This is a genomic window from Anabaena sp. PCC 7938, assembly GCF_049315035.1.
GTDB classification, from domain to species: Bacteria; Cyanobacteriota; Cyanobacteriia; order Cyanobacteriales; family Nostocaceae; genus Anabaena; species Anabaena cylindrica.
In genome coordinates, this window is sequence record NZ_CP186034.1 from 969,309 (window position 1) to 988,477 (window position 19,169).

The 19,169-nt window shown below is 38.9% G+C and carries 20 protein-coding genes and 5 pseudogenes; 17 read left to right on the top strand and 8 right to left on the bottom strand.

Annotated elements, in window-relative coordinates; genetic code table 11:
• Positions 1 to 39: 39 nt before the first annotated feature.
• The 9 genes and pseudogenes from nifU to ACOWPH_RS04730 all read left to right on the top strand — a co-directional run bounded on the left by nifU (position 40) and on the right by ACOWPH_RS04730 (position 5,792).
• Entirely contained in the window at positions 40 to 954 is a 915-nt protein-coding gene (nifU, locus tag ACOWPH_RS04690) for a Fe-S cluster assembly protein NifU (RefSeq protein WP_015214229.1), read from the top strand.
• Between the two features lie 203 nt (positions 955 to 1,157).
• Positions 1,158 to 1,592 (top strand): annotated as a pseudogene (locus ACOWPH_RS04695) (AAA family ATPase); the annotation flags it as partial.
• A 391-nt stretch (positions 1,593 to 1,983) separates the two neighbouring features.
• Entirely contained in the window at positions 1,984 to 2,382 is a 399-nt protein-coding gene (locus tag ACOWPH_RS04700; RefSeq protein ID WP_015214230.1) for a hypothetical protein, read from the top strand.
• A gap of 144 nt (positions 2,383 to 2,526) precedes the next feature.
• A pseudogene (locus ACOWPH_RS04705) lies at positions 2,527 to 3,746 on the top strand (ISL3 family transposase).
• Positions 3,747 to 3,931: 185 nt separating this feature from the next.
• A complete protein-coding gene (locus ACOWPH_RS04710) occupies positions 3,932 to 4,198 on the top strand; it encodes a hypothetical protein (RefSeq protein WP_150111003.1) in 267 nt (88 codons plus the stop codon).
• A 161-nt stretch (positions 4,199 to 4,359) separates the two neighbouring features.
• Positions 4,360 to 4,638: a hypothetical protein gene (locus tag ACOWPH_RS04715; RefSeq protein WP_015214231.1), complete on the top strand. Its 279-nt coding sequence runs from the start codon at positions 4,360 to 4,362 to the stop codon at positions 4,636 to 4,638.
• A 26-nt stretch (positions 4,639 to 4,664) separates the two neighbouring features.
• Complete coding sequence (locus tag ACOWPH_RS04720) at positions 4,665 to 4,988, top strand: hypothetical protein (RefSeq protein WP_015214232.1); 324 nt, start codon at positions 4,665 to 4,667, stop codon at positions 4,986 to 4,988.
• Positions 4,981 to 5,401 (top strand): annotated as a pseudogene (locus ACOWPH_RS04725) (retroviral-like aspartic protease). The gene ACOWPH_RS04720 and the pseudogene ACOWPH_RS04725 overlap by 8 nt, the downstream one beginning before the upstream one ends.
• A gap of 148 nt (positions 5,402 to 5,549) precedes the next feature.
• Positions 5,550 to 5,792 carry a type II toxin-antitoxin system ParD family antitoxin gene (locus tag ACOWPH_RS04730; RefSeq protein ID WP_015214234.1) on the top strand — a complete coding sequence of 81 codons (243 nt, stop codon included), beginning with the start codon at positions 5,550 to 5,552 and terminating at the stop codon, positions 5,790 to 5,792.
• Here the strand turns inward: ACOWPH_RS04730 and ACOWPH_RS04735 are convergent.
• Entirely contained in the window at positions 5,785 to 7,212 is a 1,428-nt protein-coding gene (locus tag ACOWPH_RS04735) for a phage integrase XisA (RefSeq protein WP_015214235.1), read from the bottom strand. The genes ACOWPH_RS04730 and ACOWPH_RS04735 overlap by 8 nt on opposite strands.
• A 110-nt stretch (positions 7,213 to 7,322) precedes the next feature.
• Between ACOWPH_RS04735 and nifH the strand changes: the two are divergent.
• The 3 genes and pseudogenes from nifH to ACOWPH_RS04750 form a co-directional block, all read left to right on the top strand.
• Positions 7,323 to 7,784: pseudogene (gene nifH / locus ACOWPH_RS04740) on the top strand (nitrogenase reductase); the annotation flags it as partial.
• A gap of 136 nt (positions 7,785 to 7,920) precedes the next feature.
• A pseudogene (locus tag ACOWPH_RS04745) lies at positions 7,921 to 8,832 on the top strand (nitrogenase component 1); the annotation flags it as partial.
• A gap of 112 nt (positions 8,833 to 8,944) precedes the next feature.
• Entirely contained in the window at positions 8,945 to 10,348 is a 1,404-nt protein-coding gene (locus ACOWPH_RS04750) for a site-specific integrase (protein WP_015214237.1), read from the top strand.
• Positions 10,349 to 10,393: 45 nt separating this feature from the next.
• On the opposite strand, the gene ACOWPH_RS04755 is transcribed toward ACOWPH_RS04750, so the two are convergent.
• Both ACOWPH_RS04755 and ACOWPH_RS04760 read right to left on the bottom strand, forming a co-directional pair.
• Positions 10,394 to 13,564, bottom strand: coding sequence for a DUF3854 domain-containing protein (locus ACOWPH_RS04755; RefSeq protein ID WP_096713152.1), 3,171 nt, complete (start codon positions 13,562 to 13,564; stop codon positions 10,394 to 10,396).
• Positions 13,565 to 13,835: 271 nt separating this feature from the next.
• On the bottom strand, positions 13,836 to 14,156 hold the full coding sequence (locus tag ACOWPH_RS04760) for a hypothetical protein (protein ID WP_015214280.1): 321 nt from the start codon (positions 14,154 to 14,156) through the stop codon (positions 13,836 to 13,838).
• Between the two features lie 733 nt (positions 14,157 to 14,889).
• Here ACOWPH_RS04760 and ACOWPH_RS04765 point away from each other — a divergent pair.
• The 5 genes from ACOWPH_RS04765 to ACOWPH_RS04785 all read left to right on the top strand — a co-directional run bounded on the left by ACOWPH_RS04765 (position 14,890) and on the right by ACOWPH_RS04785 (position 16,975).
• The gene (locus ACOWPH_RS04765) at positions 14,890 to 15,156 is read left to right on the top strand and encodes a hypothetical protein (protein ID WP_015214281.1); all 267 of its coding nucleotides are present in this window, start codon (positions 14,890 to 14,892) and stop codon (positions 15,154 to 15,156) included.
• 160 nt (positions 15,157 to 15,316) lie between these two features.
• Entirely contained in the window at positions 15,317 to 15,586 is a 270-nt protein-coding gene (locus ACOWPH_RS04770) for a hypothetical protein (RefSeq protein WP_015214282.1), read from the top strand.
• A 47-nt stretch (positions 15,587 to 15,633) separates the two neighbouring features.
• The gene (locus ACOWPH_RS04775; protein ID WP_015214283.1) at positions 15,634 to 15,903 is read left to right on the top strand and encodes a hypothetical protein; all 270 of its coding nucleotides are present in this window, start codon (positions 15,634 to 15,636) and stop codon (positions 15,901 to 15,903) included.
• 81 nt (positions 15,904 to 15,984) lie between these two features.
• A complete protein-coding gene (locus ACOWPH_RS04780) occupies positions 15,985 to 16,311 on the top strand; it encodes a hypothetical protein (protein ID WP_042464852.1) in 327 nt (108 codons plus the stop codon).
• A 259-nt stretch (positions 16,312 to 16,570) separates the two neighbouring features.
• The gene (locus ACOWPH_RS04785) at positions 16,571 to 16,975 is read left to right on the top strand and encodes a hypothetical protein (protein WP_015214284.1); all 405 of its coding nucleotides are present in this window, start codon (positions 16,571 to 16,573) and stop codon (positions 16,973 to 16,975) included.
• Between the two features lie 306 nt (positions 16,976 to 17,281).
• On the opposite strand, the gene ACOWPH_RS04790 is transcribed toward ACOWPH_RS04785, so the two are convergent.
• From ACOWPH_RS04790 to ACOWPH_RS04810, 5 genes are read right to left on the bottom strand one after another with little or no spacing between them, the layout of a single operon-like run.
• Positions 17,282 to 17,581, bottom strand: coding sequence for a hypothetical protein (locus tag ACOWPH_RS04790; RefSeq protein ID WP_015214286.1), 300 nt, complete (start codon positions 17,579 to 17,581; stop codon positions 17,282 to 17,284).
• A 3-nt stretch (positions 17,582 to 17,584) separates the two neighbouring features.
• On the bottom strand, positions 17,585 to 17,902 hold the full coding sequence (locus ACOWPH_RS04795; protein WP_015214287.1) for a hypothetical protein: 318 nt from the start codon (positions 17,900 to 17,902) through the stop codon (positions 17,585 to 17,587).
• A complete protein-coding gene (locus tag ACOWPH_RS04800; protein WP_015214288.1) occupies positions 17,902 to 18,174 on the bottom strand; it encodes a hypothetical protein in 273 nt (90 codons plus the stop codon). The genes ACOWPH_RS04795 and ACOWPH_RS04800 overlap by 1 nt, the downstream gene beginning before the upstream one ends.
• Positions 18,152 to 18,742, bottom strand: a complete 591-nt coding sequence (locus ACOWPH_RS04805) for a hypothetical protein (protein WP_015214289.1) — start codon at positions 18,740 to 18,742, stop codon at positions 18,152 to 18,154. The genes ACOWPH_RS04800 and ACOWPH_RS04805 overlap by 23 nt, the downstream gene beginning before the upstream one ends.
• Positions 18,743 to 18,782: 40 nt before the next feature.
• A complete protein-coding gene (locus tag ACOWPH_RS04810; protein WP_015214290.1) occupies positions 18,783 to 19,148 on the bottom strand; it encodes a hypothetical protein in 366 nt (121 codons plus the stop codon).
• Positions 19,149 to 19,169: the final 21 nt, after the last annotated feature.

Consider the following 19,169-nt stretch of genomic DNA (forward strand, 5'->3'; position numbering starts at 1 on the left):
TATAATCCAAAATCTAAAATCCAAAATCCAAAATCAACTATGTGGGACTACACAGATAAAGTATTAGAATTGTTTTACGATCCTAAAAACCAGGGTGCAATTGAAGAAACAGGTGAAGCTGGAGTTAAAGTTGCAACTGGAGAGATAGGTAGTATTGCTTGCGGTGATGCTTTGAGATTGCATTTAAAAGTTGAAGTTGCATCTGATAAGATTCTCGATGCTCGGTTTCAAACCTTTGGTTGTACCAGTGCGATCGCATCTTCCAGTGCTTTAACCGAAATGGTAAAGGGTTTGACATTAGATGAAGCCCTAAAGGTATCTAATAAAGATATAGCCGATTACCTGGGCGGTTTACCAGAAGCGAAAATGCACTGCTCAGTTATGGGACAAGAAGCTCTAGAAGCTGCTATCTATAATTATCGAGGCATTCCTTTAGCTGCCCATGATGATGATGACGAAGGAGTACTAATTTGTAGCTGTTTTGGTATCACTGATACTAAGATTAGAAAGGCTATTGCACAAAATAATCTCCTCAGTGCAGAGCAAGTAACAAATTATGTAAAAGCTGGTGGCGGATGCGGTTCCTGTTTAACGAAAATTGATGATATAATAAGAGAAGTAAAGCAGGAAACCGCCAAACAAACTCTCAACACCAACGGCGTGAAAGCTACTACAGAAATTGCTAGTTCAATGTTTAATGAGGGGCAACAAAGACCATTAACTAATGTTCAAAGAATTGCCCTGATTCAAAAAGTATTAGATGAAGAAGTCAGACCCGTATTAATTGCCGACGGTGGAGATGTAGAACTCTACGATATAGAAGGCAATAAAGTACAAGTTATTCTCAAAGGTGCTTGCGGTTCATGTTCCAGCAGCACAGCCACTTTGAAAGTTGCGATTGAAGCGAGATTACGCGATCGCATCAACAAAGAAATCATAGTCGAAGCAGTGTAGGGGCAGGTTCTCCGCGCCCATGAAAAAACCAGTAATTCTTACAACCCAATAAACACCATGTACACAACCAAATTTTCTGTAGAGCGATCGCCACCATAGCGACGTTCTACACACGCTCACTGCCGTAGATAAATAGGCGTGAGAACCAAAAGACGAAAGACAAACACCCCAATCAACCAACAAATTCTAGGAAAAAACGAACAATGAGTACCGACGCAAATATTAGACAAATAGCTTTCTACGGCAAGGGCGGTATCGGTAAATCTACCACCTCTCAAAACACCCTCGCAGCAATGGCTGAAATGGGTCAACGCATCATGATCGTAGGTTGCGACCCTAAAGCTGACTCTACCCGTTTGATGCTTCACTCCAAGGCTCAAACCACCGTTCTTTCCTTGGCTGCTGAAAGAGGTGCAGTTGAAGATTTAGAACTCCACGAAGTCATGTTGACCGGTTTCCGTGGTGTTAAGTGCGTTGAATCTGGTGGTCCAGAACCCGGTGTAGGTTGTGCTGGTCGTGGTATTATCACCGCTATTAACTTCCTAGAAGAAAACGGTGCTTACACAGACTTAGATTTCGTATCTTACGACGTATTAGGTGACGTTGTATGTGGTGGTTTTGCTATGCCTATCCGTGAAGAGTAAGCTGTTTTATCTAGGGTTTTTGTTAATACTATTGTTTGAGAATTTTGATTTTTTATGCCCTATTTTTGCCCTGGGAAATTTTAGATAAATGGGGTTTTTGTTAGGGTTTATTCTTTTGTTTACCCTATTTTGTACCTGCTGTCAAGAGAGATACATGATTTTTGATAAATGGGTTACTGATTGATGGTTTATAATTAATTGATAATTGTGATTTTGCTTAACTTTTTGAAGTGATTATCCAAAATTTAGAATATAATGGTTATTTATGTCACCAAATTTGAAATGATATAATGTATTCATCTTCTGTATTAGGGCTGACAACCAATGTAAATGCTTTAATACAGTATAAATGATGATTAGGATACTAATAGCATACTGAAAAACTATGAGGAAGAAATATATTGCTCAGACAAGTCAATTCGATATTTACAAAAAGTTATATGCAATGGGATATAGCTCTGAGCAAATAAAGAAGTCAATAATTAATTTATTATCTCCTTATATTGAAAGCAGGGAAAAACTAGAGCAATATGCTATGACTGCGTTAGCACTTGAAGCTATCAATATTAATATAATTTCTTCCCAATCTGAATGGAAAGATATTTTTAATTTTGTCTTAGCTAGTTATAACAAAGCCAGAGAGATTGATAAGCATAATACATTTGCAGTTATTGCTTACTGGAATTATGATATAACAGTAGGACAATCTAATTACTCAAATCAAGTTAAACTTGAGGTTGGTAAACAAGACCGGCTCTTGCATCTCTTTTATGGAGAAAACTAAAAGTATTAAAATTTAATGCCGATAAATTTAAATTATTAAAGTTGAAAACTCTATCCCTGTAAAGGTTTGCAAACTTTTTGATATATGGGAATAAGCATAGGATTACAATCATAATTATCAAATACAAAAGTTTTAGGGATAGTTATGAAATTTAGCGTAGATCAAATCCTCAATCTCCCAGAGATGAAAGTGTTAGATTTTCAAGAACTTGTTGGGGCAGGAATAATTATAACAATAGAGAAAGCTGTCAACTATTCTACTTGTCCAGACTGTGAAAAAACCACCTATAGTATACATCAAAATCATTGGCGGCTAATTCACGATTTATCTTGGAGTGAAAAACCAGTATTGTTAAGAATAAATCGCCGTCAATTCAAATGTAACAAGTGCAAAAAGGTCTTCAGTGAAAAGCTAAATTTTGTAGATAAAAGTAAAGGATATACTAAAAGACTAGCCATAGATATAGTTGCACAAGTATTAGACAGTAATATTCATAGTGTTGCCGAAAGAAATGACTTAAGCGATGAAGAAGTTGAATCAATGTTAAAGGCACAAGTATCACAAATATTAAACATTAATTTAAATCAGGTGAAAAGGTTAGGCATAGATGAGATTGCTTTGGTGAAAGGTCAAGGAAGTTATTTAGCAGTATTAGTAGATTTAGATACTCGTAAACCCATTGAGTTGGTGAAGTCAAGAAGAATAGAAGAAATACGTGAAGTTATTGTCAAATGGGGATCTCAGGTACTTGAACAAATAGTTGAAGTGAGTATGGATCTTTGGTCTCCTTATAAAAGTTTAGTAGAAGAATTAATGCCAAATGCGAATATAACTGCTGATAGATTTCATGTAATGAAACAAGTAAATGATGAATTAGATGCTATGCGTAAATCTGAAAAGAGAGCCGCCATGTCTTTAGATAATAAATCAGAGCGAGACCGAATATTAGCAGGATTAAATAAAAGCAAATATAGCTTAATAAAAATGAAGATTCTTTAAATGAACAACAAAAAGAAAGATTAAATAATGTTCAAAAAGTTTCCCCTATTCTGGCAAAAATGCACGCCCTAAAAGAAGAATTTCGAGACATATTTGAATCCACTAAGTCTTGGGGCGAAAGCATAATGAATTTATTAGATTGGATGCACGATGGACTTTCTTATTTTCCCAAAAGTATAGGAACAATGATTAGGTGGTTTGGTGAAGTTGTAGGTTATTTTGACGGCAGAACTACTAGTGGTACTGTAGAAGGAATTAATAATAAACTCAAATTAATCAAAAGACTTGGATATGGATTTCGTAACTTTAGCAATTTCAGATTACGTAGTTTATTAAACTGGCACTTTAGTATTAATTCTCCATAAAAGAGACGCAAGAGCCACAAGACCTTAACCTTGATGAATTTCAATTTGAATGCTTTAGAAATATAGGCTCATTAATTGAAGCAACAATACAGCCTTTTCTTAGAGAGTTTTTATGTATTTTACAAAATATAAAAGGACAGAAAGCATTAAGAGATGTTAGGAAGATGACTTTGGGAAATGTGATCTTGAATATTGAAAAAGAAATCGGTACGCATAATCTTATTGTTCCTCAACCCTGGGAACTTAAACTCAATCAATGGAGAAACTTCGCTCAACACCATAGCACAAAGGTAGAGAATGAATGGATTATTTGTCAATATGGGAATAATCAATTAAAACTCACACGTGATGAGTTGTTGAAAGCTACGATTGAAATAATGCGTCGTTTATCTGTTTTGAAAGGCGCTAGAGAAATATTTATTTTTAATAAAAGATATTCATATTATTTATGACGATATCGAAGGAAAAGCAAAGCACAAAATTTCAATATCGGCAGAAGATTTGGAACATATATTAATATTTAATAACCCATTAGAATATTTGGTTCAGGTTGTAAAAATAGAACCTTTAATTTAAAGTATAAATTTTTTCACAGAGTGAGATCCAGATTTCCATGTGGGTTATTAAGAGCGATCGCATTTCCGATGTTGTGGGTTATGAGAGCGATCGCATTTTGGCTATGTCATTGATACTCCCTTCCCAGTCAAAGAATACTAATCTTCTTTCTTCGCGTCCTTCGCGTCTTCGCGGTTCATTTAATCGTTATTCTTTTGGTGTTGTAGTTTGTGGAGGTGTGATACCTGCGGTGAGGTTTGCGATAGCGAAGCGCTCCGTAGGAATCGCATTTGGGATATGTGCGTTGTGGGGATGCGATAGCGCAAGCGCTCCGTAGGAATCGCATTTCCGGTATTGTAGGTTATGGGGAGGGATGAGAATGCTGTTATCTTAGGATTATTATCCAATTTTGCCATAACTTGCGATATGCCTCTAAATGAATTACTACCCACTGTTAGTCAGCTATCTCACCAAGACAAATTGCGTCTCATTCATTTTCTATTATTAGCCGTAGCAAAAGAAGAAGGATGTAATTTAGAATCAACTGATAATCAAGAACAAGAAAACTTGCTGCTGGAACAATTAGCATCTACTGAAGCCGTTGTCTGGTCTCCTTATGATGCCCATGAAGCGGCTCAAACATTATCTGATATGCTAACAGCAGCAAAGGAAGAAGGCTATGCTTGAGAGTAGAAAATTTCCCTTTATTGAGCGAAGTAATACTTCTGGTGTTTCTAGCAATATGCCTTATTTACCATTAACATTGACTCACAAAAACCGTTCTATTGAAGTTATGGCTTTGCTAGATACAGGTGCAAGCGTTAATGTATTACCCTATGAAATAGGTCTGCAATTGGGAGCAATTTGGGAACAGCAAAAAGTTCCAATTCAGTTAGCCGGGAATTTAGCTCATTTCCACGCACGGGGATTAATTTTATCAGCTACCATTGCTGAATTTTCGCCTGTTTTGCTTGCATTTGCTTGGACAGAATCTAGAGAAGCACCCGTAATACTTGGACACATGACATTTTTTTGCAGAGTTTGATGTGTGTTTTTATCGTGCAGATTTAGCTTTTGAGGTACATCCAAGAAGAAAATAAATAATAAAGCGATCTGATCGCATTTCCGATGTTGTGGGTTGTTAGTGCGATTGTATTTAGTGGGTCAAAGTAGGTGATTTAATGCTAAAATTAACGTTGAGGAGATAATTTCGAGAATTTTTATCAATTCAAAGATAAGGAGATAAAGATGCAAATTCCAGTCAAGCCAGATCAAGAAAAATACCTTCTTAAAAAACTACAAGAAGGTAAATATAAAAGCATTCATGAGTTATTATCTGTGGCTTTTCAACTTTTAGAGCAACATGAAGAGAAAGAAAAGCAACTAATTGAATTAAGGCGAAAAATTGCTGAAGGAACAGAGCAACTTCGTCAAGGAGAAGTAGTTGAAGGTGAATTAGTTTTTCAACAACTACAACAGTTATTTAATTAATCATTCTCATTAATTCTTGATTTCCTATCTGTAACCTCAATCTTTCATTCTCAATTCTCAACCTCTCATTTTCCTGTTCTAATCTAATCACCATATCCTGTAAATCTTCCACCTTCGATTTTTTCTTAATCGCTTCCTCAATTGCAACCTTGCGATTTTCTAAACTAAACCACTTTTGATAAATAGATGTGTGCATATTCACAGAATGACCTAAATTATCAGCAGCAGCTTTAATAGGAATCCCCATTAAATGCGCTCTAATTGCCCAACCATGACGTAAATCATAGGGTTGAAAAGGAATCCCCACAAATCTAAACCATCTATCTGTACCATGTCGCGCAGAGTTAATTTCTCTACTCGTAACTTTATCTTTAATTTTTGCCTTTAATAATTCAATTGCTTCTGTATCTGTTGTTAAATTAAAAGTTTCTACCCAACGCGGATACAAGGGTAAAGCTTCCCTTTGTCCAGTTTTACACTCTTCATTTACCCGCCATGTATTCATCACATTTTCTGATGATAACCACCAATTTAAATCAGGATTGACAAAAATTTCAATTGGTCTTAATCCATAAGTTGCCAACATCCCATATACCCAACGCCAAAGTTTCCAATTATTTCTATCTTCTCTCGTTATCAACTTACTAGAACGATTAATAGCATAATTTTCAAACTTCAGATATTCTTGTTCTATCTCTGCATCAGTCGGTATATCACGTTTGCGTTGAGAAATAGCCTTGATTTTTAAATTACTCAATTCTGGAACTTCCAAACCAGAACATTTACACAAAACCCTAATCACCTTAATTAATTCATTTTTCACACTATCCGATGATGAACAAAATTTTACAGCATCAATAAAATTGGCATTGATGGCTAATTTATCTTTTGGCAAATGTGTTTTAGCAATATAGAAATAACTATTAAATGTATTGTTACTTTTAAGAGTGCGTTTTCTAGTTTGGAAATAGTTTTGTTCAAACTCAGAAATCAACTCTCCAATTGTGATGAATTTAGCTTTAAATCTAGTTTTACCTAAATATTTGTCAGTCCAGATAAATTGTTTTCTGGCAATCAATTTTCCTAACTCATTCGCTTCCTCTTCCGCAGTATTTAACCCATCAAAACTAAATGGTATCCCCAAAGAAATATCATATTGCTTTGTGCCGATACCGTTTTTATCAATATCACCTGGTTTAATAGGTAAGGTAGTTCTCAACTGTAATGAATTACCAGATTTTCTGACAGAAACACTCACCCTTGCGGCTCTTAGTCTAGCATTAATTGCTTTTAATTCTGTTGTCAGTTTTGCCGTTAGATGATTTTCTTGATTTTCTACTGCTTGCATTCTGCCTAAATATCCCCCATCGGTAATAGCTGTTTGGTGAAAATCGGCAAATGCTTCCTGTGTTCTGTCCATACCCTAGATTTACCCTAATAAAAAAACTGTTTACTCAAAACAATGATTACGGCAAACATTGTAGAAAATAAACATTTTCCGGCTTTTGACATTATATTATTACTCTTCCCCGTGAAGGTAAAGCACAAGAAATCTACATCGTTACATCAGGTGAAATGATGGCGATGTACGCTGCAAACAACATCGCTCGTGGTGTTCTTAAATATGCTCACTCCGGTGGTGTACGTTTAGGTGGTTTGATCTGTAACAGCCGTAAGGTTGACCGTGAAATCGAATTGATCGAAACCTTGGCTGAACGTTTGAACACTCAAATGATTCACTTCGTACCCCGCGACAACATCGTTCAACACGCAGAATTGCGTCGGATGACTGTTAACGAGTACGCACCTGATAGCGATCAGGGTAATGAATACCGTGCATTGGCTAAGAAGATCATCAACAACAAGAACCTCACCATCCCCACACCAATTGAAATGGATGAATTGGAAGCATTGTTGATTGAATTCGGTATTCTTGATGATGACACCAAGCACGCTGAAATCATTGGTAAGCCCGCAGGTGCTACCAAGTAGTAATTGATAATTTAGGAACAGGAAAAAGGAAAACACTACATAATTTCCTTTTTACCTTCCTTTCCCTCCATTCCCCACCGGGGACATTAAGTCCCCAACCCTATCCCCCGTTCCTTAGGAGCAAGAGAGACAGAATATGACTCCTCCAGATGACAAGAAGATCGTTGAACAAAGAAAAGAACTAGTTAAAGAAGTTCTGAAAGCTTACCCCGAAAAAGCTGCTAAAAAGCGCGAAAAGCACTTAAACGTATTTGAAGAAGGTAAGGCTGATTGTGGTGTTAAATCTAACATCAAATCCCTTCCTGGTGTAATGACTGCTCGTGGTTGTGCTTACGCAGGTTCTAAAGGTGTGGTTTGGGGTCCTATTAAGGACATGATCCACATCAGCCACGGTCCCGTAGGTTGCGGTTACTGGTCTTGGTCTGGTCGTCGTAACTACTACATTGGTACAACAGGTATTGACACCTTTGGTACCATGCACTTCACCTCTGACTTCCAAGAACGCGACATCGTGTTCGGTGGAGACAAGAAACTCACCAAGTTAATTGAAGAATTAGACGTATTATTCCCACTTAACCGTGGTGTTTCTATTCAATCTGAATGTCCTATCGGTCTAATTGGGGATGACATCGAAGCAGTAGCTAAGAAGACATCCAAAACTATCGGTAAGCCAGTTATTCCTGTACGTTGCGAAGGTTTCCGTGGTGTGTCTCAGTCTTTAGGACACCACATTGCTAACGACATGATTCGTGACTGGGTATTCCCCAGAGCAGATCAAGGTAAGAAAGACGGTACATTGAAGTTTGAAGGCACTCCTTATGATGTAGCCGTCATTGGTGACTACAACATCGGTGGTGATGCTTGGGCGAGCCGCATCTTATTAGAAGAAATCGGTTTGCGCGTTGTTGCTCAATGGTCTGGTGATGGTACAATCAACGAAATGTTGATGACCCCCAACGTGAAGATGAACCTCATCCACTGTTACCGCTCGATGAACTACATCAGCCGTCACATGGAAGAAGCTTATGGTATACCCTGTCTAAAATATGAGATAAATAAGGCGTAACCCACGATTTAGTCCCCTCCGAACTTTGCTCAACTTGAACAGTGTTCTCAGAGAACGGAAAATGGATTAAATTTTAAGCCAAATTTAAGACACGATGGAAATCTCTGATCAGGGTATTTTTGATGGTTTTACGCCACCTGCATCTACCGATGGTAGTTATTTAGGTATCCAAAGGCAGATGGCAGCAACTCAACAACATTTAGATAAGAAATTTCAGAAGGCTCTAGCGGATGCTAAGGCTCGACTCAAGGCAGGGAAGGTGAAGGTGGGTTTGGTAGTCGCAAAGGACTCTATCCAACTGCAAGCATCCCTTCCAACCAAGCCCGGAGATATTGACCGTAACGGAACGGGTTACAAACAGTACAAAATTTCTCTTGGTATCCCCGCTAGTTTGGATGGGGTCAAGACGGCTGAGGAGGAGGCACAGGAATTAGGTAAGTTAATTGCTCGAAAACAATTTGAATGGACTGATAAATATTTAGGGAAATTAACCAGAGTTAAAGATGGGGTAAAAACTGTTGGAGAAGTTCTGGAGACTTTTGAAACTGAATATTTTAAAACTCATAAGTCAACAGAAAAGAGTCAACATACTTTCTCTTATTACCTGGGGTATTTGAAGCGTTATGTAGGGCTAGAGCTTCTGCTAAACCAGGATTCTGTAGATTTAGTAATAGCGAATTTGCAGAATGAATATGCCAAACAGAATGCTATTAAAACTTTGAAGGTTCTGAAAAATACTCTAAATTTAACTACATTTAGTTTAGATAATATCAAAATTAAAAAACCACAGCCTCAATCTAGGGATATTCCCAGTGATGAGGATGTGGTTAAGTTTTTTCAGCATTTTTATAACTATTCAGTTTCTAGGAAGGGAACCATCAAGCGAAGTTGCCTAGAAAGTTGGAAGATGTGGCAGTGGGTTTATGGAATGCTTGCTACCTATGGTTTACGACCAAGAGAATTGTTTGTAAGCCCAAATATTGATTGGTGGCTAAGTCCTGAAAACAAAGACAACACCTGGAAGGTACATCCAGATACAAAGACGGGATACAGGGAAGCTTTACCCCTGCATCCTGATTGGGTTCAACTATTTGATTTAAAGAATCCTGAGTTTTTGAAACTCTTAAACAGCCAGGTAGATGGTAAAACCAGTTTTATTGACATCAATACTATTAGAGTTAATTGTTCCTCATGGTTTAGACGGGTAAATATTCCCTTTACTCCCTACGATTTACGCCATGCTTGGGCAATTAGAGCGCATATTATGGGAGTTCCTATCAAAGCGGCTGCTGATAATTTGGGGCATTCGGTAGAAATTCACACTGAAGTTTATCAGAAGTGGTTTAGTTTGGAGAATCGGAAGAAAGTTATCGGCATGGCTGTTGATAGGCAAGATGATATTGATGCTTTGAGGGAAGAGAATGCGCGGTTAAGGGCTGAGGTTGAGTTGTTGAAACAGGCACTGGCTAGAAAGCAGGTGATTGAGGTGTTGGGCTGATCATATCTTTCTAATCTGATGCCCAGAAGTAAGTTTTACTGCTCACTAACCCACCTTTCTTAAGCGGTGAGAATAGTGGCTACAAGCAACATTCTTTTTAGGTTGCCTCACCCACACGTACCCGTCAATTCTCTCTACGACTCCAGTACTTTTTGTCTTAGAATTTAGGATTTCAACGGTATCGCCAACATTAAAAGTCGTCTTTGGTGATTCTTTCAAGCAAACTACATGAAGCATTTCGATCGATATTTCTCGTTTGTCAACACCAGGCAGAATACCAACCAACTCATCTTTGGTCGTCAGGATTTTTTTGATTTTGAATTTTTCCCCAACCTTGGCACTGTAGTAAACCCCGCCTTCTTGAAAGTGTGGGCATCCAGCAACTATTTCTATTACTGGTTTCGGGATGGAATCTATTACTGGCTTCCTCATCTCACAGACTGAGCGATGGTAAAGCCCGATGATGTTGCCGGCACGATCAGCCAATTCCACAGAGTCCGGTTCAACGTGGTCAACGACAACCCCAGCTACATCCATCGCTCCCACCCAAGCACCAAGGGGGAATTGTTGATCAATTGGGAGATTAGCGTGGGGTACTACTTCTGTACTACTTGCTGGTATTTCTGATATTGGTACGACTGGTGGTTCGACATATATATCTAAAATATCTTTTTCCCCAGCCGTAAAGGATAGGGTTGACCCACCACTTCCACCATCTTCCTTGTCTGGCAAGGGTTTTGACCCACCATGCAACCCACCATGCAACCCACCATGCAATCCACCATTATCTACCACCACTTGAATATCATCTTGAATATCACCTGCTGATATTCTCTGATTGAGCCAGTGATCATAGGTCGGAATGTCCTGGTCAACTCCGACGACACGAAGCCGCAAACCCCTGATAAAACTACCTCTCATATTTATTTCTTTCTGAACAGGCCAGTTTAAAATTGTCTGACAAGTTTCAATTAGATCGGGGGAGAAGGTTCTACTAGATTTTGGTGAACCACCGGAGTTCTGACAATGACGAATGTAAGAACCAAACAAAGTGTATGGTGTGCCGTTGTTACCTTCGTTTCTGTCATTACCTATTGGAGTTAAGGCTGTAGGGTCATAGATGATGCAGTCGTTAATCCAACTGCTGACTGAATCGCCTTTCATCTGGTTATCCCAGAACTCCAAGGTACAGGTGACAATCTCTTTATCACCTCTGAGAACTGCGGTTACATGAGTATCTGGGATAGAGAGCAGGTAATTAGTGAATGCTGATAGCTCAGGTTCAAATACCTTAGATAATTCACGGCGTTGGGTTTCTACAACTCGTTTGTTACAGGGAACTGTAATTGTCCGACGTTTGGCACGGCTGCTACTGCCACCGCTAAAAATTGGGAAGTTGGAGCAAACCAAGGTCATGCCCTTGTAGTCAAAGTTGAAAGATTTTTTACGTTTTTCTTCAGCCCTAACTTTGTCACCACCTGTCAGACTTAAAAATCTACCAATTGAACCTTTAAACGGATCTTCTTCTGGGAAGATCACCAAACGTTTACCGAAGGCGTTAGCACCTTCAAACTGGTTTGTACACCAAATTGGCAAATTAGTTACCAGGGTATTTTGTTCACCGATTAATTCAGTTACAAGTCGGGTAAATGTTCCTTTACCTGTTCCACCAAGTCCAATCAAGTGCATGAATTTCTGTAAATCATAACGACCTTTGATGACGGCATTGCAGTAACAAATTAATAATTCTTTGACATCACGATTACCGTCTGATAGGTGTTCCAGGAAATTATTAATATTATTCCAACTACCAGCAATCTCAGAATAAGACCTTGGTAAACTCCAAGTAAGTCTAAACCCTGGGGCGTGTTTATGTAACTTCCCATTGGCGATTTCGAGTACCCCATTCTCAAATGGTAAAAATTCACGGGAATCAACTTCATTCCACCGACGTTCAATTAATTCATGGCGAAGTAATTTTAAAATGTTGCTAACATAATCAGCCCCAAAATTGTACGCACCTTTCTCTCCCAAGATTTTGTAAATTACAGCCTCCATATACTCATTAGATTCTGGGGACCATACACCATTGGCATCAGCTTCATATCTCATCCATGATTTAGTTTCATCGTTGAAGGCGATCATGTGGCGATAATCTTCAGCGATTTCTTTGGCCATTTGATCCGGTGGTGGATTCTTATGCTTCTCTGGTTCGTCGTTTTGAGGTGTTCCTGATTTAAAGGTTTTCTCCAGTCGGGCAATGGCATCAGAGTAAGCCCGGTCAAATGCTCCTGTTCCTGAATTTACTATTAAGTCATCAATTCCTTTACCTTGTTCAGTTCTCCAGAAAATATCCTCTACATAAGATGGGTTAGCAGCTTTCAATGCTAGGGTCAAACGTTTCTTACCCTTGGTGACTGATATTTTGGCTTTGTGCGAGTCGTCTCTGTCCATGGCCAGTAGCCAAATTGAGTTTTCTACTGCCAACCGTTCTAAGTCAGGGGTAAGGCTTGGCTCTAAGTTAATTCCATCTTCATCTTTGGATTTACCCGCACCGCACCGACAACCATAGAGTCCGATGGTAACGTAACCCTGAGAAAGTGCGGCTAGTGCCTTCTTGCCACCTTCTGTAATGATTCTAGGGATTTTAGCTTCTCTCACCCAGTCCCAAAAACTACCTTCCATCGGCACATTCATACCGGATCTAGAAGCAACTTTCTTTCTAATTGGTTCGGGGACAGGTGGCGTGAATGCGCGATCGCCATTTCCCTTTGGGGCTAAATATCTGTAGGGGCGTTGACGGTCTTCATCCCAAAGGCTAACCATTACCTGCCACAAACTACCATCCTCATTTCTGAGGAATGCAGCATAGATAGGTTCTTTAACTTGGTATCCGAACCGGGTGAAGTACCATCCCAATTCGTCATGAATGGGAGCTTCAGCGTCCATGCCGTCTGTCCACTCAATGGATTCATGAAACTCAATATCAGCAAATAGTTCTGGGTCTATGCCACTACCGTTAATAAATAAATCCTTGGCAAATGATTTAAATTCTTCAAAACTGGTAAATTTGTTCTGTAAATTGACAGTTTTGGAAGTGTCTATTTGGCTGTCAGTAAGGCTTTTCGCATCTTTTTCTGCTACAATAGTAGTAGATTTTATATTTTTTGTTGTGGGTGAAGTTGTCGCTTCCCCATTTTTTTTGCGTGTAGTCATATTATACCTTTACCTGAGTTGAGTGGTGTGTTTGGAGCTAACAAGGGATGCCAAAAAAGGTTTGAATTTTAGACATAGATATCAAAGGTGGTGAGTGATGGTGGATTGCATGGTGGATTGTATGGTGGATTGTATGGTAGATGAAACCCTTGCTGTGTAAGGTTATGGTGGATGATGGTGGGTTGAGCCTATCTTTTACAGTCGTAGGGAAAATATATTTTGGATATATCTTTTCCCAAATAAAAACCCACCGCCAAATTAATGACGATGGTTATATATCCAAGGAAGCTTTCAAGGACTCAAGTAATTTAATTCGGTCGTGCAACTGGTTAACTCTAGCTTCAGAGTTAGTCAGTTCTTCCTTTGACTCTAGAATCAGTTGCTCTAGGATTCCCCCAGTGATTGCGGTGATAGCATCGCCACCGGAAGTTCCCCCCGTCCGATCATCTCTATTAGATGTGATCGGCTGACATTCGCTGTTGCTGCTAGAGAGTCTAACCCCGCCAACGCAGTCTCTGTCAGGACGATACCCACACTCTTTTTGAGTTCCCCGTTCTCTCTGTGCTTGGCTTTTTTCATTTATCACCTTCATTACTTTCCTCTATACGATACCAAATAGTTCTATACAATATCATATAGAGAATATTGACATATTGCAATATCCTCTATATGATAATAATGTCACAAGTTACCAAAAGTAGCAATGTTGACGCGCTCCCTCCTGCCACCTTGCAGGACACACCAGTAACTACGGAGCAATCACAGCGATGGCACTGCCACCCATCAAAACCAGCGAGAGGGATGGGGTTTTAAAACAACTGACAATTGACAATTGACAATTGACAAATTACTTAGGAGGGAAACGTATCGAAATAAACTTAAAGCCTGAAAACATTGCACCACACAGCTTTGACTATTTTTAGTCGTTTCACATTTCGCACTAAATTTAGTTCCGAAATGAGTGGTTTTGAAACATTTGAAATGGCGAAATGAACAATTTTTAGAGGCTACAAGTCTTTCTATCTATACCGTTTCAGCGTTTCAGAAAAGACCTTATTTCATTTCAGGAAATTTCATTTTTATGGAGGCAAGAATCCTGAACCGAGAAATAAACGCTGAACCGATTACACCACAATGCTTTGACCATGATTTAGTCCGGTTCAGGAGGTTAATACATCAAAAATAGACATTTTCTAGACAATTTAGAGAAAGCTGAACCGTATGAACCGAGAGTTTTTTACCCAAAACTATTATCAGTTCATTGGTTCAGCGGTTCAGAGGTAAGTTCAACCAGTTCAAAAAAAACTACAGGATGGATTTGTATTATGTTATCCACTGATATCTTAAGGGAAAACGTTGAGAATATTGTTTCAGCACCATCCAAAAAACGAGAGCAAAGAGTTTCTGAGTTACTAAGGGCAATGGACACATTAAATGATTTGATTAGACATCAGGAACTTATAAGAATGGCGTTGGAAGAATGTAACACAGATAATCGCATAACTCTCTTGCTAGACCTTTATTTAATGATTTCAGATAGCTCTCTAGAGGATATTTCAGGAACACTGGAGCGATTACAAGCCAGTCTCTAGAAATTAACCAGCAAGTTAACCATCTACAAAATGGAATAAGATAATGTAATTAAACAATCGGCTTGACCGATTAACAATAGTTTCAGTATATCTGCATTATGTTTTTATAACGCAGATATATTTAACTGCGAGTAGTTCCACCATTTTTGAGGTAAGTTCAATGACTAGAAAGAAACAATCTAAAGACACCCCAGTAATGAAATCTGGTAAGAAAGGATATTCCTTGATTGATAACAAAGAAATGCTTTCTTTGCACATGACAATAGATTACTTGGCACACCTTTTATCTGAAGAGTGGAAGGGTGATAAAAAAAAGTTAATTTATAAAGCACGGGAGACATCTTGGGAATTTATTGACCAACAAGATGATAATAAGATTGAGGAACAAGCTAATGAAATAATTAACCACCTTGCCAATCCTGATGAGTAGGAGATAGGCGATAACAAGTCAAAATATTTTATGAAGAGGTAAGTTCAATGACTAGAAAACAATCAAAAGATACCCCAATAATGAGGTCAAACAAGAAGGGGTATTCGTTGGTCGAACATCGGAGATTTCTTTCTTTGAACGTGATTTCAGATATTTTGATATGGCGTTTATCTGAAGAGTTAAAATGTGACGAAAAAGAGGTTAAAGAATGGGCAATAAGGGAAGCCAAATCCATTGTCAAATCTTGGGATGACGAGGGTGTCGAAAAAGCAATCAACAAAATAATAGAGAATTCTGAAAATTTGAAGATAGGGTAACACCAGATAAATAAAATTTGTCGAGTTACCAAAACTGACGGCTAAAAATTACTTCCTTTTTTCTCATAAAGAGCTTAACCTATGTCAGAAAAACCGTACAGTTTCATTGAAGGTATTGATTGGGATTATGTGCCAAGCCATTCACTAACTCAATCTGAAATATCTATTTACAGCAAGTGGTTAGGGCTTCCAATCAAGCAATTTACCCCAGTAACTCTTCACCTAAATCTACCGAAAAACCATGAAGAGTACGGTGATACCCTATCCGATTTTCTTAAAGAAAAGTATCCCAGCGTATGGGAGCAACTTCTACTTCGTGCCGCAGGTGATTACGCTCTACGTAGTTATTTGGCTGGCTACTTCAAAGAAGAGATTGACCTTTGGCTCAAAGATAAACTGACGAATTAGGTTGGCTGAAGGTACTTTTAACTGATTGTTGAGAATTGTCTGTCCAATTGGACAGACGCTCAAACCATCAAATTGTCCGAAAATTAGACAGACAGACAGAACGGACAGAATCAGACAGAACCCTTGCATATCAATGGACAGACAGCAGACAGACTTTAGACAGAATCGGACAGACTTAGACAGACAAAAAGGCGATCGCATTTTTTTGGGGATGCGATCGCTCTGTGGGTAAAATTACCCTGTAGCTTTGTACAACTCAATGAAAATAATAAATACGATCATCTCACTAATTATTGGTGCTGGTGTAGGGAGTAGTGCTACTTACTATTTCATGCCTAAACCTAGCACCACAGAAACAATATTTTCGGCTAAACAGGCAGGTAGAGGAGGAACCGATAAATATGAAATCCGTTGGTATGGGAAACCCAAAAATCAGTATTGGGGAGGCAACTACACAATTATGAAACCAGATGCACCGATGGAAATTGTAAATATTCCCAAGTCTCCACACATAGTTAAAATTCAACTACCAAAACAATCTGTTGTAGCTGCGGCCGGAAATGTACAAGACATAAAAATATTTAGGAATGGAAAGGAATGCGGTAAACCTGGGATAGTAGGTGATGGGATACCATTAAACAAAGGCTGTCAACCAGACTTATAAAAATTCAACTACTTCCTTAATAAGTGAAATTTTTTCGGGATAAGTCATCTCCAAAATTCTAGCGACTTGATTTATCCCTAAGAGCCTGATGTGTTCAGCATCAGGCTCTAGTCTTGTATGCTTTAGTATTCCGACAACTAGATCAACAATAGCTAGGATTTCATTGTAAGAAAAAGGGTTAGAGTTCATCTCATTATTCTTAAAGGTAATCACACATATTTTTTTTTAGCAGCAGAGGATGCAGCTAGAGAAAAGATTATTCGATCCGGTCGTTCTCTCTCGTCTCTCTCTGTTGATTTTATATTTTTATCTGTCACTAGACCCCCTCCCACCACCGGATTGATTCCAGTCCTTATTCATTTGATAAAATTTTATTTCTTGTAGTGAATCCTTAATTGTGTCTAATTTGTTCTCGATATCTTGAAAGTGATTAGCCAAATTAGTGGAAAGCTGATCTTGATTCCTCTTGATATGCCCAAATTCTCTCTCCGCTGCATACTTTTTAGTTTCCGCAGTGGATTTTTGATTGATAATCCAGAGAATACCCGATCCTATAGCTAGTAAAGTTCCAACTAGCCCCAAGCACAGACTAATAATTTCCAACATAGTTTAACCCCACGCATCAATATTAACTATCCATAGAAACTGGCTTTTTACCCGGTTTATTTTTTTCACCCCTATCCGTCGATTGGTAAATGATGGAGGGGGTTTCATTTCCAAAACAGTATTATTTTCTGTTGGATAGATGCGTTGAAAATTAGCAAAATCCTGATAACTATCTACTTGGGTAATGTACCCGTAATTAATAAAAAGAGGGTCAGAGTTTAAAGTATGTCTGACCCTAATCCATTCAACAGACTCATCAATTGATGATGTGAACTGCCACTTGTCAGAGATAGGAATAGCAGCAATATTTACCCATCCCATTACCAATCTTCCTCACATTCACCAATTTCATCCAAGCGATCGTCATACTCTCCACCGTACAGATAATCTTCCAGATCATCAGCGGTAGCCACCCTTACAATTCCACTACCAGGTTCGACAACAAAAGCATACCCGTCTGGGTCTTTAGCTGCTGCTTTTCTCCAATCGGGAGGAGGTGAAGCCAACGTAAAGTCAAAACCCGGATCACCAGGGAGAATAATGACTCTCCCATCATGGGGGTATTGAGGCTTATGCGTTAGGGAGGAGATCATAACTTACACCTCTCACGCTCCAGCCTGCGGTAACAGCAGCTTCAATCACGGACTGTTGTGGCTTAATGAATGTGGATACCGTTGATCCTCCCACCCGTTTAGATGCTCTGGGGGGCTTGGGTGTTGAACCCCAAACCATATTATCTGTACTACCGGTCGCTTGTTCGATTCCCAAAATAGCGGCGTTGTCTACTTCTGCTGCGGTTAAATTCCATGCGTATTTGTAGTCGCCGGGCATATCAACGTAAACGGTTCTGGTTGGACCGCTGGTTTTTACTCCTCTAATCCCACTGCCATTACTGGTCACGATCCAATTACTTTTTTGTAAATCGTTGATTTTCGCGGACGAACAGAAGCTACTAACCTTGCTGCCACCTTCTATCTCCAATGTTGCTCGATTTGGTTTTGGGCTGTTAGCTCCAAAAAAAACTCCCGCCGCTCCAGAGAAGGTTGTCTGACCGAGAACCGCTTTGTATTGCTCGTGAAATGCTTTGTTGATCTGGAATCCGTATTTCAATCCAGAGAAAACAACATAAGCTGCAACTTTATTACCTCTACGTCTTGGCATAATTCATCCCTTTTTGGTAAAAAAAAATCAAGAATCAAACCTAAACGTTAGGGCCCTTGATAATGTCTGTGTTCAGGGGAATTGTAAATGCAGATACCTGGGTAACGTTGACAAATCCATCGGCAGTAGGAGCGCTGTAGCTAAACGCTGGGAATGAATCTAGCTGTTCGCCTACGGCTTGATTTTCGTTAACAGTCAATTGCGCCCGTCCCGCTGCGTCCCTTAATTTATAAATAAATTCAACAACCCCCTCTGCTGTCATAGCTGTGGAAGTTTCGCCAGTAATAGTTTCTACATCTATCACAACCTGTCCACCAACGACTGAAATTGCACCCGCGTAGTTTGCGTTCATAGCGGTTAATTCAGTTTGAATTTCTTGCCAAGTCAAATCAGTTTTAGCAGTCATATAGTTATGCAGTCATACAGT

Bases quoted from the DNA above. Each gene is read 5' to 3' on its own strand.
- nifU (WP_015214229.1), top strand. From the start codon at position 40: ATGTGGGACTACACAGATAAAGTATTAGAATTGTTTTACGATCCTAAA.
- ACOWPH_RS04700 (WP_015214230.1), top strand. From the start codon at position 1,984: ATGAGGAAGAAATATATTGCTCAGACAAGTCAATTCGATATTTACAAA.
- ACOWPH_RS04715 (WP_015214231.1), top strand. From the start codon at position 4,360: ATGTGGGTTATTAAGAGCGATCGCATTTCCGATGTTGTGGGTTATGAG.
- ACOWPH_RS04720 (WP_015214232.1), top strand. From the start codon at position 4,665: ATGGGGAGGGATGAGAATGCTGTTATCTTAGGATTATTATCCAATTTT.
- ACOWPH_RS04730 (WP_015214234.1), top strand. From the start codon at position 5,550: ATGCAAATTCCAGTCAAGCCAGATCAAGAAAAATACCTTCTTAAAAAA.
- ACOWPH_RS04735 (WP_015214235.1), bottom strand. From the start codon at position 7,212: ATGGACAGAACACAGGAAGCATTTGCCGATTTTCACCAAACAGCTATT.
- ACOWPH_RS04750 (WP_015214237.1), top strand. From the start codon at position 8,945: ATGGAAATCTCTGATCAGGGTATTTTTGATGGTTTTACGCCACCTGCA.
- ACOWPH_RS04755 (WP_096713152.1), bottom strand. From the start codon at position 13,564: ATGACTACACGCAAAAAAAATGGGGAAGCGACAACTTCACCCACAACA.
- ACOWPH_RS04760 (WP_015214280.1), bottom strand. From the start codon at position 14,156: ATGAAGGTGATAAATGAAAAAAGCCAAGCACAGAGAGAACGGGGAACT.
- ACOWPH_RS04765 (WP_015214281.1), top strand. From the start codon at position 14,890: ATGTTATCCACTGATATCTTAAGGGAAAACGTTGAGAATATTGTTTCA.
- ACOWPH_RS04770 (WP_015214282.1), top strand. From the start codon at position 15,317: ATGACTAGAAAGAAACAATCTAAAGACACCCCAGTAATGAAATCTGGT.
- ACOWPH_RS04775 (WP_015214283.1), top strand. From the start codon at position 15,634: ATGACTAGAAAACAATCAAAAGATACCCCAATAATGAGGTCAAACAAG.
- ACOWPH_RS04780 (WP_042464852.1), top strand. From the start codon at position 15,985: ATGTCAGAAAAACCGTACAGTTTCATTGAAGGTATTGATTGGGATTAT.
- ACOWPH_RS04785 (WP_015214284.1), top strand. From the start codon at position 16,571: ATGAAAATAATAAATACGATCATCTCACTAATTATTGGTGCTGGTGTA.
- ACOWPH_RS04790 (WP_015214286.1), bottom strand. From the start codon at position 17,581: ATGTTGGAAATTATTAGTCTGTGCTTGGGGCTAGTTGGAACTTTACTA.
- ACOWPH_RS04795 (WP_015214287.1), bottom strand. From the start codon at position 17,902: ATGGGATGGGTAAATATTGCTGCTATTCCTATCTCTGACAAGTGGCAG.
- ACOWPH_RS04800 (WP_015214288.1), bottom strand. From the start codon at position 18,174: ATGATCTCCTCCCTAACGCATAAGCCTCAATACCCCCATGATGGGAGA.
- ACOWPH_RS04805 (WP_015214289.1), bottom strand. From the start codon at position 18,742: ATGCCAAGACGTAGAGGTAATAAAGTTGCAGCTTATGTTGTTTTCTCT.
- ACOWPH_RS04810 (WP_015214290.1), bottom strand. From the start codon at position 19,148: ATGACTGCTAAAACTGATTTGACTTGGCAAGAAATTCAAACTGAATTA.